Below are 14,636 nucleotides of genomic sequence, written 5' to 3'. Positions count from 1 at the left end.
CTAAAATTAAGATCTATTTATTGAATAATAACGACAACTGCGCGCGGCGTGTATCGGGCGAAACCAGCCCGAGGTACCCTCTTGCATACGCTGTATATACCCGTTGGTTGGGAATGGAATAAGTTGAATTGGTGGTGGGGTAGGTGGCCAGCGGTGTTGTACCGGGGGCTGCGCCCGCCAGCCTGATGGCAAACTGGGCACTGGCCCCGGCCGCCAGGCTAAACGTATCCGTCGAATTCTTAAAACCAATATTCGAAGCCACTTTCGTTGTACCGTAATACAGGTCAATGGCCGAACCGGGTATCAGGTTTACAAAACTGAATTTCGAAATGCCTGAATCGGGTTTGTTATCGAGGTCGGTCAATAACAAGCTGAACGTATTGGCGGTGGTATCCGCTACATGTAACGTATAATAGGTTTTCGCCTGTACATTAACGGTTGTCGTATATACGGGAATCGAATCTTCGCCTGAACCTACTTTGGGCACGCTTAATGAAACGGTATGTTCACCGGGTGTAAGGCTCATATAATCGGCATTGTTGCTGCCGCCGGTATTCAACCCGCCGCCGGGGAACGGGGTATTGTAGGTAATGTTATTACTTACACGGTTGCCGTCGATCTTTATCTGCACGGCGCCGATGCCGCGGTACGGACAGGCATAATTCAGTTTGAACAGGGCCTGGTCGCTGGCCACATCGAAGGGCGCCACCGAAATGGTATTCTTTTTACAGGAGTAAATGGTCGCTGCACCGGCGATCACCATTCCTGTGAGCATTATATATTTTTTCATCGTACATTTTTTAGGTTGATAAACTAGGGTTTGCTGAACCAGCATTCAAGCGTATGATAATCTGATTTGGTACCGCCTAATTTCGTTAATTCGTCGAGGTTCCATACGTATTCCGACTGGTAGTTCGGTCTTACCCGGTAAGCCGGGAATCCCTGCGAAAAAGTTGCGGGCAGCACGTAATCTTTATAAACCGGGGCTGCAGGGTCGGGGTCGTTCGTATAATGAAACCTTCTCAGGTCAACCCAGGTTTCAAGAAAACCCCATCCCCAAAGCGCAATGTATTTCTGATACATAATATCGGTCATGGTAAGGCTGCCGGGATCCTGTTTCACACTGGCGCCGGTAAGGTAACGGTTCCGGTCAGCGGCTGAAATGGGATTGGTATTGTAAATGTTTACTGCACCTCGCAGGGCGGAGTAACTTCTGTTGATGAAATCGTAATGTGCATTGATGCCTTTGAGATAAGCATCATGTGCCATACCGGGATCTCCTTTTCTCAGGGCTGCTTCGGCCTTTATGAACTGCAGTTCGGCGTAGGTCATAACGGGCATCACGGCTTTGTTCCTGAAAAGATACTTACCGGTAGCGTCATTGAATACACCCGAACTTGGGTTCACATAGGTGCTATCACCCCACGGTGTAACCGTTTTCTTCCGTGCATTCTGCCAGTTGGTAAGCGCCGTACCGGAAGTTGGCGGCTGGCCATTTACAAGGTAGGAGGCGGGCGGGTTAAGCGATACGTATTGCTCGCTTTGTCCGGGGTTTATACCATAATAGCCGCCGTTGCCATTGGTGGTATCGGAAGAGGTGCAAAGCATATGCGATATCCGCGGGTCTCTGTTTTCTGCAGCCGTATTGCCGGCGAAGATAGTACCGTCGAGGAGTTGGATGATGAAATTGCTCTGCCGCCAGCTACCCATGTTGTTGCGATATGTGCCCCAGAAATTGGAGTTTTCATTTTTGGTAGCGTCGAACGGTGTAACAAAATCGTCGTTAACAGAGGTGAATGAACTATCGCAGAACCTGATCACCTCATCGGCATTGTAGATGCCGTTTTTATTGCTCAGGTGATTATAATTCCGGGCCAGGATGCCATATACGAACTTTTTCCATTTTTTAATATCTCCCTGGTAGGAATAATCGCCTGTTTTAAGGGTAGTGGCCGTCATGGCCGCTGCTTTATCGAGGTATTGCAAAGCTAACCGGCAAATGGTGTCCACGCCTTTGTATACTGTTTCCTGTGAATCGTAGTGGAAATAGTAAGTATCTTCCTGCCAGGCTTCCTTAAAGATGATCTCTCCATGCTGGTCGGTAAGCGACTGAAAGGCCCAGGCCTGTAATGCATAGGCGGCGCCCACATAATCGTATTGCTCTTTCTGCAGGCCTTTTTCTATAATGTAATTTAAGTTGTTACCGAGGCTGTAGTAGGTCATCCACCACATATCGCCCATGTTCGAGCTGCTGAAAATATAACCATGGGTGTCGAAGGCGGCATCTGATATACCGGTTGAATAGGAGTGAAAGTTACCCACGTATTTGCTGATGTAACGGCCGTCGCGTTGCAGGCCGTACGACATGGCTGCCAGCATTGCGGGGAATACCGATGAGGCGGATGGCTCCTGTACGGTATCGGGATCGGTATTTACATTCAGGTACTTCCGGCAACCGGTTCCGGGCGCCAGTGCGGTAACCATTATTATTGCTATAATTAATTTATTCATTTTCATTGTTCGGTTTTTAGATGTTTAGAAGTTGAGTTTTAACCCGGCATTGAGGCTTCTGGGTGTGGGAACAGCGCCAAAGTCGATGCCGGCCCCGCCATATCCCTTTGTATTGGATGAGTTCAGGCCGTTCACATTGGGGTCAATACCCGAATAATTGGTGATAAGGAATACATCTGTAACCGTAGCATACAGGGAAACCGTTTTGAATACCTTCTGCCGTTTCATGAGGGCAGCCGGCAACTGGTACCCCAGGGTGATATCCCGCATTCTTAACCAATTCACGTTTTCTACATAATCGGCATCTGAAATGGAACTGGTACTGCTGTAATAGGAACTTCTGAAGTAGGGGGTAATGGCAATGGTGTTTACGGTAGGTTTGGCGGTGTTTTCCAAACCATCGGCCAGCACGCCTTTTATTACCCGCGGCTCTTCGCGGTTCTCCGTTCTTTTACTTACGCCCAGGATGGTCATCATCATTTCGTTGGCATTGAACACATCGCCGCCCTTGCGAATGTCGAGGTTGAAAGACAGCGACCAGTTGCGATAGGTAAGGTTGTTGATAACCCCTATTTTGAAATCGGGCGTGCGGTCGCCGATGGGCGCCCAGCTTTGGTTTTGCGTTATAGGTAAACCGGTAGTAGGGGAGATCAGCAGCTGGCCTTTTTCATTCTTCTGATAAGTGTTGCCCGACAGGTTGCCGAGCGACTGGCCTACACCTACCTGTGAGCGTACGTTTCCATACAGCCAGGTATCGGAATCATAATAGAAAGGCAGATCGGCAGGCATTTTTTCAATAATGGTACGCGCCTTGTCGAAGTTTACGGTAACATCCCAGCTAAAGTCTTTGGAACGTACCGGGGCTGCGGTCAACTGTATTTCCCAGCCTTCGGCCAGCAGGCTGCCGCCGTTGATCCATTTCAGAATGCCGCCGGTAGCATAGCTCAGGCGGTTGGCTATGATCTGGTTCTTTACCCGGTTCTTGAAGTAAGCCACGTCGATACCTACGCGGTTATTGAAGAACTTTGCTTCCCCGCCGATCTCGAAGTTGTTCGAAAATTCAGGAGTAAGGTTGAAGTTGTTCAATGTTACTCCCAGTGCAAAGCCGCCGCCGGTGGTGCTTTGGGGGGCAAAGGAATAATCGATGATATAAGGGCGCAGCGGCGCTTTTCCGGTAGAGGCGTAAGACGCCCGCAGTTTCAGGTAAGAAATTTCTTTCACACCTTTGATGAAAGGAAGTTCTGAGGCGATAAAGCTACCCGAAACAGACGCATAATTGAAATAAGGCTGTTTGTCTTTGAACCGAGAGGTAAGGGTTGACACACCTTCGGTGGTTCCCGTTACAGAAATGTAGGCCAGGTTATCGTAACCTAAGGTATAACCGCCGAAAAACCGCAGTTTGCGGATAGTGGTTTGCTGCAGGCGGGCATCACGCGAGAGGGGGTCGGTATTGTTTATGCTCACAAATTCCGGCTCATAAAAACGTTCGCCGCGTTGTGCATTCAGCGAAGTATTGTTGTTTTCAAAGTAGGTGCCTGCGTATACATCGTTCGAGAACTTGTCGGCAATGGTTTTCCGGTAAGAGAGCCGCGCAGTTCCATTCAGGCCCCGGTAAACGTTCTCGAAAGTGCTCAGGTAACCGCCTAGGGTATATGCTGCTCTCGACTGCGGGTGATAGAACAACAGCCCCTGGGTAGTGAACTGATCTAACCCGATAATACCGTTGAACGTAAGGCCTTTCAGGACGTTATAGGTAAAATTGGTATTGCCCGTCCACCGGTCGGTATTATCATTTGCGTAATTCTTGGTGGCTTCCCAAAAGGGGTTGTCCACCTCGTCGGTAGCTGTGAGGCCGCGCAGCAGTTTGCGCGAACCATCGGGGTTCATGTAATCGCGTACGTCGGTATCTATAGGGTAGCTTAACAAATTCATGTAAAAACTGCCCTGGCCTTTTACCGGTTTGCGGTTGGTGCTGTAAATATAAGCCCATGAAGAGGTCACCGTCATTTTTTTGTTCAGCCGCGCATTGGCCGAAAAGCGTACGTTGGCCCTTTTGTAGTTTGTATTGGGAACAATGCCGTTGGCATTGAGGTAGCCTATCGACATGCGGTAATTGAAATCTGCGGAACCGGCTTCGAGGCTGAGGTTATGCTGTGTTGAAAATGATTTATCGAAAAAGTTCTTAAGGTTGTCGAACCGTGGTGTGCCTTCCGCATACTTGGAACCGAAATAAGGAAAACCCAGTGCATAGGCCGAATTGGCATTGTTGTAGGCAGTATAATCGGTTATCCCGTTATTACCCCGGTTATAGGTGGTTTGTAACTGCGGGTAACGGTATACTTCCGACAGGGTGAACGAGTTGGTGTAGTTGACCCTGGTTTGCCCGGCCTTCCCCTTTCTGGTAGTGATCACAATGGCGCCGGCGGCACCATCGGAACCATATTGGGAAGTGGCTTCCGGGCCTTTCAGGATGGTAATACTTTCAATGTCTTCGGGGTTGAGGTCGGCAATGCGATTGGTATAATCCTGGTTACGGTTCGAAAGCGAAAGGGTTCCCGATGAGCCGGTAGCCTGGGAAGCGCCTATAAGGCTTTCCTGTTCAATGGCGCTGTTATCGAGCGGTACGCCATCTACCACAAACAGGGGTTGGTTATTACCGCCTATTGAAACACCGCCCCGCAGCATGATCTGCGCACTGGCGCCGGGCACGCCGGAAGTGGAGGTTACCGTTATGCCGGGCACGCGGCCTGCAAGCGCATTCAGGAAATTATCCCTTCTGGTTTGCGCCACGTCTTCCCCTTTTACGGTAACCGTTTGATAACCGAGTTCCCGTTTGTTACGCTGAATGCCATAACCGGTAACGACAACGTTGTCCATTTCCCTGCTGTTCGAAACAAGCCGGATGTTGATGCTTTTGTCGTCGCCTGCGGTGAATTCCCTGGCTACATAACCCACGTAGGTAAAAATGATCTTTTGGCCTTTGTCGGCCGCAATGGAAAAATAACCGGCCTGGTTGGTTTGTGTTCGTTTACTGGTTACCGAATTGGTAACGGTTACACCGGGTAACGGTTGACCGTCATCGTCTGACAGCACCGTTCCGGAAATTGTTTTTTCCTGTGCCGTTGCGTTGAGGCCATAAAAAAGGCATACAACTGCCATAAGCAGTTTGAGGGGAGTTCTCATAACAGTTTTTTTGGTCAATTAATCAGTGATTCATAAGGGCAAAACAATGCTGGTTCAACCTGTTCAGTTGAAAAAAACAATGCTTATCCGTTTTCATAAGAAAAGGAACGAGGGCAGCCGGTTTTTCAAAATGAAGAAGGAAACCTTTTTCAACCTAAACCACCTGTGTTGCCGCCGGCCCAACCCGTCAACCTCAACTTCACCGGGGGCAGTCTTGTCAAACTTGTTAACCCGTCAACTGGTTAACAAGTCAACTAACCTTACAGCACCTGAATGCCCGCATCGATATAGGGCTTCAGTTTCGGATCGTCGGGTGGCAGTTCGGTGATCAGAACATCTATATGTTGTAAATCGCAAATGTGGATAGGTTGCAGTGTGTTGATCTTTTCAGAAATGGTAAGACAAACCGTTTTGCGGGCCGACTGGATCATCGCTTTTTTCAGTTGCACTACTTCCCAGTCGTTATCGGTGGTGCCATGTTTGAGGTCGATGGCGTTTATGCCCAGCAGGCAGAGATCGGCATTGATCTGTTTTATTTTGGCAATCGCTTCGGCCCCAATGGTTATTTTGGAGCTTTTTGAAATGCGGTCGCCGATCATAATTACGTCTATGGTCGGGTGCTGCATATATTCCAGTATGGCTGGTATGCTGCCCGACATGAATGTGGCTTTTAACTGACGGGGTAATGCCCGGGCCAGTTCAATGATGGTAGTACCGCCACTGGTAAGCACAAACATGCCGTTTTGTATGAGGGCTGCCGCTTTGTTGGCAATTATCTTTTTATGATCCTGTGAGTATACGTTATCGGTTGGATAATACACTTCGTTGAAGGAATGACTTAGCGCCCCGCCATGCACTTTTATGATCTTGCCTTCATCGGCCAATTCCTGCAGATCCCTGCGGATAGTGTCCTCTGAAACATGTATTTCCTGGCTCAACAGGGAGGAGAGTACCTTGTTATGAAGGTTCACCTGATGTAGAATAAACGCCTGGCGCTCTTTTTTAAGCATATGCAGTTAGGGGTTACTTAACCAAATATAACTTATTTGCCGCATGAATTGGCAGAAAGCAGCCGGAAAAACGCAAAATGAGCATGAAATTATCCGCAATAGCGCAATATTTGCGGGATTGTGCGGATGGTTGTCGCCCTGGCAGGCCTTTTAACTTTGTGGTTGGCGAAAAGTTGAAATATTAATTTGATTCACCATTTATAGCGGCAAACAGGGCCACTATGTCTTTATCGAGCTCAACGATGCGGTTCTGCAGTTTTATATGTGCGTCAAGGAAGGCATTGCGGATCTCGCAGAGTTTATCAACCATATCGGTCATATCGCAGAAGGCGCCCCGGAAATCATCGAAGTTCTCGTCCAGACTGCAAATGTCAATCTCCATGGTCTTCCAGTCTTTAATGATGGGGTTGAAATAATTGTCGTTGAAATCATCGAACAACAATTCGAGTTTTTCCTGTTGTTGTTCCGTGCCGGAATATTCTTTTTCTGCGGCCATCAATCCGTCGGCATATGCATCGAAAGTATGGTTGAAGGTATGCAACTGCGTTAGTAACGGCTGCGTATCGTAACATACGCGTTCACTTTCATCGATGCTTTCTATTTCATTTTCCGACAAAGGACCGCCTTCTTCGAGATAATGCAGCATAGGCGTAAGCAGAATGTATTCATTCTGCAGGTTATCGAAGATAGCCTTGCATTTCTGAAGTGTTTTGCCGGCCGATGTATAATAGGTAAGTAATCTTTCAATAACCTGTTTGTACTCCTGCGATTGGTTATGCAGCTCCACATATTTTTCAATCCCTTCCTGTTCAAGCGTGCTTAAGGGGGCTTCACTCATATAGGTCAGCCTGATATCATGGAAAGGGTGTTCGATGATCGTAGGTTTCATAAGCACCATTTTATATAAAGCTACCAATTATTAAAACAAAATGTTATGCACCGCCGGGATTTGTTGTTTTATTCCTGAAAGGGATTTTTTTTAACGGATGTGTAATATCAGGCACTGTTTGTTAAACAAATTTGCGGCGATATACGGCGTTATGAATAAACATTAAAAATTGAATAATGGAATAATGTTCAGGGTACACTAAAGAAAAAGCCTCCCGTTTTACCAGGAGGCCTTTAGTGTTTATTTGTCGGTTAATACCGGTGATCAGCGTTCGAAATAAATTACCAGCCGGTGTTCTGCATCGATTTTTGTACGTCGGCAGGGTATAACAATATCTGGTTGGTTGGTACTGCTGATAAATAATGTTTAGGATCTATAAATACGCGCTGACTGGCGGCTGTATAAGGCATAATGTATCCATCGGCATTTAATGTTACACTGCCATTGGGCGGAACTTTGGCGCCGAGGTAAACATTGGGGTTTACCTTGCTGTCCATATTCGTTCCTTTTTTCCAGCGCATCAGGTCCTGGTAACGGAAACCATCCATCATCAGTTCTACGCGTCTTTCGCGGCGGATCTCCCAAATAAGTGATGAAGGAATATCCGGATCCATTTGAGGATCGGTAAAACCGGGGTTTACCGTCAATGGCGCTACGCCTGCTCTTGCCCGCAGTTTATTGATGGTATTGTCGAGGTCTGTTTGCGTAATGGTATATTGCCCCAGGTTGTCGAGCTCTGCAGCTGCTTCTGCATAAATGAGATATACTTCCGATAAATAGAAGAGCGGCGCATCGGTAAGGTTCTGGCCAATACCGGTGGGAATGGCTTTTACCGCGTTGGTATCGGGCAAGAACTTCGTTACGCGGTAACCGGTTGTTGAAGTAAAACTGTTTTTAATATGCCCTTTGTAATAAAGATAGGTGGTGTCTATCGACAACTTCAATCTCTTATCGCGGTTCGCCAGTACCTTATCAAGATCATCATCGCCCTGGTACAATGGAGAAACCGAAATGGGCTTTCCATCGCTGCACAAATACGATTCAACCGCCGATCTGTTCAGCCCGCTGATTACGGTGCTGCTGTATAAATAGGCAATGGTAGAGTGGGTGAGGTAGGTTGATTCGTATCTTTTATACATAAGCACCTCTTTATTGTTACCTAAATTATCAACATTATAAATGCTTTGATAATTAGGATTGAGCGCATACGGTCTTGCCATCAATGCCTGTGCGGCGCTTTTTGCTTCGTTCAGGAATCTGGCGGCATCGGGCAGGCTAAGTTCTGTATGGTATTTGCGGTACGTGCCTTCGAATAAACAGATCCTTGCTTTCAGCGCCAGCGCTATGTCTTTGTTCACTGTGTTGGGCTGATCTGCCTGGCGAATATTGGCAACCGCAAAGTTCAGGTCTTCCAGCACGCTATCCATTACCAGTTTGCGCGAATCGCGGGGTTTAAACAGTTGTGCACTGTCTTCCGCTTCTATTGAATGGCCGTACCAGGGCACATCGCCAAATGTTTGCACCAGCCTGAAGTATTGGTAAGCCCTGAAGAAGCGGGCAATTCCTTTCCAGTGATTTTTCGCTTCATCGTCCATTGTTTCTATACCGTCAATGCGCTCGAGCATGATATTGGCCTTTCTTACGTAAGTGAACGACCAGTCGTTATTGGTTGCCGCCGTGGCCTGCGGGTATTGGGTAAAGTTTTGCGGGCACTGGTCATCGTTGAACGTGGTAAAGTAGAAATCACCGTTGGTGCTGCTGCCATTACCAAAACCGGCAAACATATTATAGAACTCCCAGTTGTAGGTGCGTACATTGTTCTCGTTCTTCCAATAAGCAGGATCCGACAGCGAATCGGGGTTCGATACATCGATGTACTTTTTACAGGATGTACCTGCGAGTAGCAGGAACAGGTACAGTAATGATTTATTAAATTTCATCTCTAATTTTTTAATTTTTATAATTTGGCCAGATGGAACTCAGCATGATAATCCGCCAGCCGGTGGATCCCTGTGGGTTATAATAAAAATTTTATCATGCCTCGTTTCATATAAAGAAATTATAATTTTTAGTTAGAAGGTTAGTAGGTGATCTGGATACCAATCGAGTACTGGCGGTTGAAGGGGAATGTTCTTCCCGTAAAACCGCTCAGGCCTGCATCGGTGATCTCCGGATCGAGCGGCGCACCTACATTCGAGATCTCGGCCAGGTTTTGTCCGCTTACGTAAAACCGTAGTTTCTGGATCCTGTATTTGCTCAACAGGTTGTTGGGCATGCTATAACCCAGCGAAACGTTCTTTAACCGGCAATAGGCCAGGTTCATCAGGTATTTCGATTGGGGATAGAAGTTATTGCTGCCTGCAGATAAGCCGGCAATGGCGCCGCCGCCGTTGTTGGGGTAGGGTACAGGATAGCGGGCATCTGTATTGTCAGGTGTCCAGAAATCCATTTGATTGGCGTACAGGATATCGAGACTCTGGTACATGGGCAATACGGTATTACCGATACCCCACCACTGGCGTTTGCCAACACCCTGAATGAAAATATCTACATCAAAGTTTTTCCAGCTGCCGCCGATGCGGGCATTGTAAAGATAACGGGGCTGGGTATTGCCTATCACTTTCAGATCGCCGTGATCGCTGAGCGTCATTTTTCCGCCATCGATCTTCTTGTCGTCATTCAGGTCTTTGTATTTGATATCACCGGCGCCGAACCTGAAGTTACCGGCCTGTAACAGGGTTTGTGAAGGCGAGGCGGCTACATCGGCTGCCGATTCAAAATACCTGTCTGTTTCAAAACCCCAGATCTCGCCATAGGTTTTACCTACGTAATTCGAGGTATTGACGATCGACATGTTGGGGTTCTCCCATTTGGTAAATACGGTTTTATAATCGCTGAAGCCAAGCGTACCATACAGTGCAATGTCCTTTCCGATATTATAATTCGCGTCGATGCTTATTTCATAACCACGGGCGCGAAAGTTACCGGCATTGATCTTTGGAGCGCCAACGCCGAAGGTTGATGGCATAGAGGCGCCCTGGATCATTCCTTTTGTATTGCGTTCGAACCAGTCGAAGGTAATGCCGATGTGATTATCGAGGATGCGGGCATCGATACCGATATCGAAGGTATTCACCCGCTCCCATTTCAATGATCTGGGAACAGAGATAGGCTGCCCCACAGTTTGCGCATAGGTTCCCGTGCTGGTAAGCCAGTTAGCCTGTGCGCCCGACATAATACGCTGGTAAATGCTTTGTCCGTTTGCGCCGCTTACATCCTGGTTGCCCAGTTCGCCATAAGACGCACGGATCTTAAGATCGCTAACATATGCCCTGGCGAAATCCATAAAATCTTCCTGGGTTATGCGGTAACCGGCACTTACAGAAGGGAAGAAGGCCCAGCGGTCCTGCGGCGGAAACAGGGATGAACCATCATAACGGCCATTCAGTTCCAGCAGGTATTTTTCTTTATAGTCGTAGTTGATGCGGCCAAAATAACCGGCAAAGGCTTTTTTACCATGGCCAAGCGTGCTCCAGCCTAACGGAACGCCTGAACCGGTACCGCCGCCGGTAAAGTCGCCATAAGCGGTGCCAAACTCTGCCTGTGCCGGATCGAGTAATCCTCTGCGGGTAACATAATAGTTGATGTTCTCATTGTCTTCCGCATTGAAACCTGCGATCACTTTTACATTATGATCGCCAAATTTATCGATGTAAGTAGCGAAAGAGTTGATGGTATTCACCTTCATACGGCCGGTAGTATAGGTGAGTGAGTTTTGCGCGGCCGTGGAAATATCGGCGAGGTTAAGGGCGCCGGCCGTCCAGTAGTCCCATGCAATGATCGGCCCGCCACTTTCTTTGCGCAACAGGTTATCGCGGCCGATGGTATAATCGGTCCTGATGCTTAATTTTTTGCTGAGCTTTATAGTAGCGCCGAGATCTATACGTTGATAGTTGCTGGTGAGATTACCCTTACTGGCGCCATCGAGGTAAGCCGAGGTCGTTCTGAAATATTTGCCCTGGTAAGTGCCGTAGGGAAAATAAGAACCCCAGCGCCAGAAATAGTGCCAGTAGTTCTGGTATTCATACGGAAATTCATACTCGAAGTTGCGGTACAGGGTTTTGGCGCTTACATCGAGCCAGTCGGTTACCGTAGCGGTAATACCGGCGGTTACGTTGTACTTTTTCACTGCATCGGGGTTCATCTTCATGATACCGCCATCATAGCTGTAACCAGATGACAGGTAGTAGGCAATTTTATCGCTGCCGCCGGCAATGTTCAGATTATGCAGTTGTGAGAAGGTATATTTTTCCAGCATCTCTTTTTTGGGGTCCCATACTTTGTAGAAGTAGGTGCGGCCGTCGGCTTCAACATTCCAGTCTTCGCCTTTCACCATCTCATGACCGTTTTTGCCGGCGTAATTTTTCTTCCAGTTAATAATTCCTTCTTTCAATTTCAGCAGCCGCATCCCAAACGTTTCCGGAGTGGAAGTACCTGCTCTTACGCCTGCATCGTGCAATGCCTGCAACTCAAATTCGGGGTCGGCAAAGTCGGGCAGAATGGTGGGTTTGTTCCAACTGAAGTTATTGGTATAGGATATAGTGGCCTTTTGATTTTTGCGGCCCGATTTGGTTTTGATCAATACCACGCCAAAGGCTGCACGCGCACCATAGATGGAAGCTGAGGCGGCGTCTTTCAAAACCGAAATGCTTTCAATATCCTGCGGGTTGATGATCGAAAGATCGTCTGTTTGTACATTATCGACCAATATCAGCGGGCGGCTGTTGCCATTTATAGAACCAAGACCGCGAATGGTTACGCTGGCGCCGGCGGTTAAACCACCGTTACCATATTGAATAGTGAGGCCCGGAACAATACCCTGCAACGCACGTGTAGGATCGTTCAGTGGTTTGCTGCCAAAGGTTTTAGTTACGTCAACAGTGGCAATGGCGCCGGTAAGATTTACTTTTTTCTGGGTGCCATAGGCAACCACTACCACCTGGTCTAATGATGAAGATGTTTCCAGTTCCACTTTATATGAAGTGGTACCGGAAACAAGCGCAATGCGTTGTGTTTTGAAACCGGTATGTGATATTTCGATGAACTGATCGGCGCCTGACAATTCAAGCGTAAATTTTCCATCGATACCGGTAATGGCGGCTTTTTTGCTTTTGTCGGTGATCACATTGGCGCCGGGAACAGGGGTATTGGTTGTTTTGTCGTAAACCTCCCCGCTAATGGTTTGTGCAAAGGCAGCATTGAGAAAACTGCTGCATAGGACAAGCAGTGCAAGGAAACAGGCTCTTCTCATAACATTTTTTTTATTAGTTAGTAGGAAAGTGCGTGTGCCCGGTAAAGGCACAGGTTGTTCATGGATACGGAACGGGTGTTTTGGTTTTGTTTTTTCAATCAGTTATAATACCTGTATGCCGGCATCGACGTACGGTTTCAGGATGGGCGCATCAGGTGGTAGTTCGGTGATCAGGATGTCGATGTCGGGTAGGTTGCAAATATGGATCGGTTGCAGGGTGTTGATCTTTTCAGAGATGGTACAGCACACGACCTTACGCGATGAATCGATCATGATCTTTTTCAGCTGCGCTATTTCCCAGTCGTTTTCGGTTGTGCCTCGTTTTATATCTATGGCGTTGATGCCAAGGAAACAGAGGTCGGCGTTGATGTTTTTGATCTTGGCGATGGCTTCGGCGCCAATGGTGATCTTGGCATTTTTAGAAACCCGGTCACCGATCATGATCACTTCAATATTGGGGTGCATCATGTATTCGAGAATGGCGGGAATGCTGCCTGAAATAAAGGTGGCCCTTAAAGAGGGTGGCAGTGCGCGCGCCATTTCAATAATGGTAGTGCCGCCGCTGGTAAGTACAAACATGCCGTTTTCAATAAGCGCGGCTGCTTTTTCGCCAATGATCCGTTTCTGATCCTGTGAATACACACTTAAACCGGAGTAGGTTACGTCGTTGAAGGAGTGTGACAGGGCTCCTCCATGCACTTTTATGAGTTTGCCTTCTTCAGAAAGCTCCTGCAGGTCGCGGCGGATGGTATCTTCCGATACCCTGATCTCGTGGCTCAGCAGGGAGGAGAGTACTTTATTGTGCAGGTTCACCTGGTGCAGGATATATGCCTGACGTTCTTTTTTCAGCATACGTGTTAGGTTGGTTTCAGATCAAATATAAAGGGAAATGTAGCACAAATACGCACAAACATGATTAAATATGGATAAAATGAGCAAAATATAGCAGTTGACAACAGTTTCTTTCACCTTGTTTGCGGCTTTATGCGTTAATTTATTATGTAGGATGTATAATTTGGACTTGATAAGAAAGAAGCTGCATGGGGTAATTGGGTAATGTGATAATGGGATAATGAGGTAATAAACTACAAAAGGATCAACCCGGCTGCAGGTGATCCTTTTGTAGTTTTGAGAAACAATATTGGTAGCGCTGTATTCGCTCGTTGCCTTTTGCCTTGTTGCCTCGTTGCCTTTATTTCAACGCAAACCGGATGGTAAGCGCAAATGCATCGGGAATAAAATTGATATCGGGAATAATGTCCAGCTCAGGTTTCCAGTCGAGCGAAAGGTTTACCGGCGCATTGGTGAATTTATAATCCAGGCCTATGATACCGGTAGGGCCCAGGTAGGTGTCACTATCCTGAAATCCCACATATACGCCACCCCCATAATACCAGCTTAGTCCCGGAGTATTGAACCTGTTGTGTATTTCAATCAATGCGCCGATACCGAAACGGTTACCCCAGGCAACCAGGCCTTCAATGGCCGTTTTATCGGTAGCAAAGAACTTACCCGAAATGGCATTGCTTAAAGTAGGAGAGGAGTTGCTGAGCCGCACACCTGCTGCAAACCGGTAATCCTGTGCTGCAGCACGCTGGCAAAATAAAATGCTCAACAATATAACGGGCAGGGTTATGGAGATCTTTTTCATCTGAAAATATTTATTGGTTTTTGCCAGCAGCCCGCCCTTACGACCCGTTCGGACGGGGAACATACCATGGCAAAATTTTCA

9 protein-coding genes are annotated in these 14,636 nt (G+C 47.5%); all 9 read right to left on the bottom strand.

The features are described from left to right. Nucleotides 1-13: 13 nt before the first annotated feature. Nucleotides 14-790, bottom strand: coding sequence for a DUF4397 domain-containing protein (locus tag A4R26_RS07595; RefSeq protein WP_165760185.1), 777 nt, complete (start codon nt 788-790; stop codon nt 14-16). A 23-nt stretch (nt 791-813) separates the two neighbouring features. Then, complete coding sequence (locus tag A4R26_RS07590) at nt 814-2,511, bottom strand: SusD/RagB family nutrient-binding outer membrane lipoprotein (protein WP_165760184.1); 1,698 nt, start codon at nt 2,509-2,511, stop codon at nt 814-816. 24 nt (nt 2,512-2,535) lie between these two features. Next, nucleotides 2,536-5,694, bottom strand: a complete 3,159-nt coding sequence (locus A4R26_RS07585; protein ID WP_081163114.1) for a SusC/RagA family TonB-linked outer membrane protein — start codon at nt 5,692-5,694, stop codon at nt 2,536-2,538. A gap of 260 nt (nt 5,695-5,954) precedes the next feature. After that, on the bottom strand, nt 5,955-6,704 hold the full coding sequence (locus A4R26_RS07580) for a DeoR/GlpR family DNA-binding transcription regulator (RefSeq protein ID WP_081163110.1): 750 nt from the start codon (nt 6,702-6,704) through the stop codon (nt 5,955-5,957). 181 nt (nt 6,705-6,885) lie between these two features. After that, nucleotides 6,886-7,593, bottom strand: a complete 708-nt coding sequence (locus A4R26_RS07575; RefSeq protein WP_081163107.1) for a hypothetical protein — start codon at nt 7,591-7,593, stop codon at nt 6,886-6,888. A 281-nt stretch (nt 7,594-7,874) separates the two neighbouring features. After that, nucleotides 7,875-9,533 (bottom strand): RagB/SusD family nutrient uptake outer membrane protein, encoded by a 1,659-nt coding sequence (locus A4R26_RS07570; protein ID WP_081163104.1) that lies wholly within the window; start codon nt 9,531-9,533, stop codon nt 7,875-7,877. 140 nt (nt 9,534-9,673) lie between these two features. Further along, nucleotides 9,674-12,904, bottom strand: a complete 3,231-nt coding sequence (locus A4R26_RS07565; RefSeq protein WP_081163101.1) for a SusC/RagA family TonB-linked outer membrane protein — start codon at nt 12,902-12,904, stop codon at nt 9,674-9,676. Between the two features lie 102 nt (nt 12,905-13,006). Further along, nucleotides 13,007-13,756: a DeoR/GlpR family DNA-binding transcription regulator gene (locus A4R26_RS07560; protein ID WP_081163098.1), complete on the bottom strand. Its 750-nt coding sequence runs from the start codon at nt 13,754-13,756 to the stop codon at nt 13,007-13,009. A gap of 340 nt (nt 13,757-14,096) precedes the next feature. Continuing rightward, on the bottom strand, nt 14,097-14,618 hold the full coding sequence (locus tag A4R26_RS07555) for a hypothetical protein (RefSeq protein WP_081163096.1): 522 nt from the start codon (nt 14,616-14,618) through the stop codon (nt 14,097-14,099). Nucleotides 14,619-14,636: the final 18 nt, after the last annotated feature.

The organism is Niastella populi (assembly GCF_002078015.1).
In the GTDB taxonomy this organism is placed as follows: domain Bacteria; phylum Bacteroidota; class Bacteroidia; order Chitinophagales; family Chitinophagaceae; genus Niastella; species Niastella populi.
This window is presented reverse-complemented; position numbering and strand designations above follow the sequence as displayed.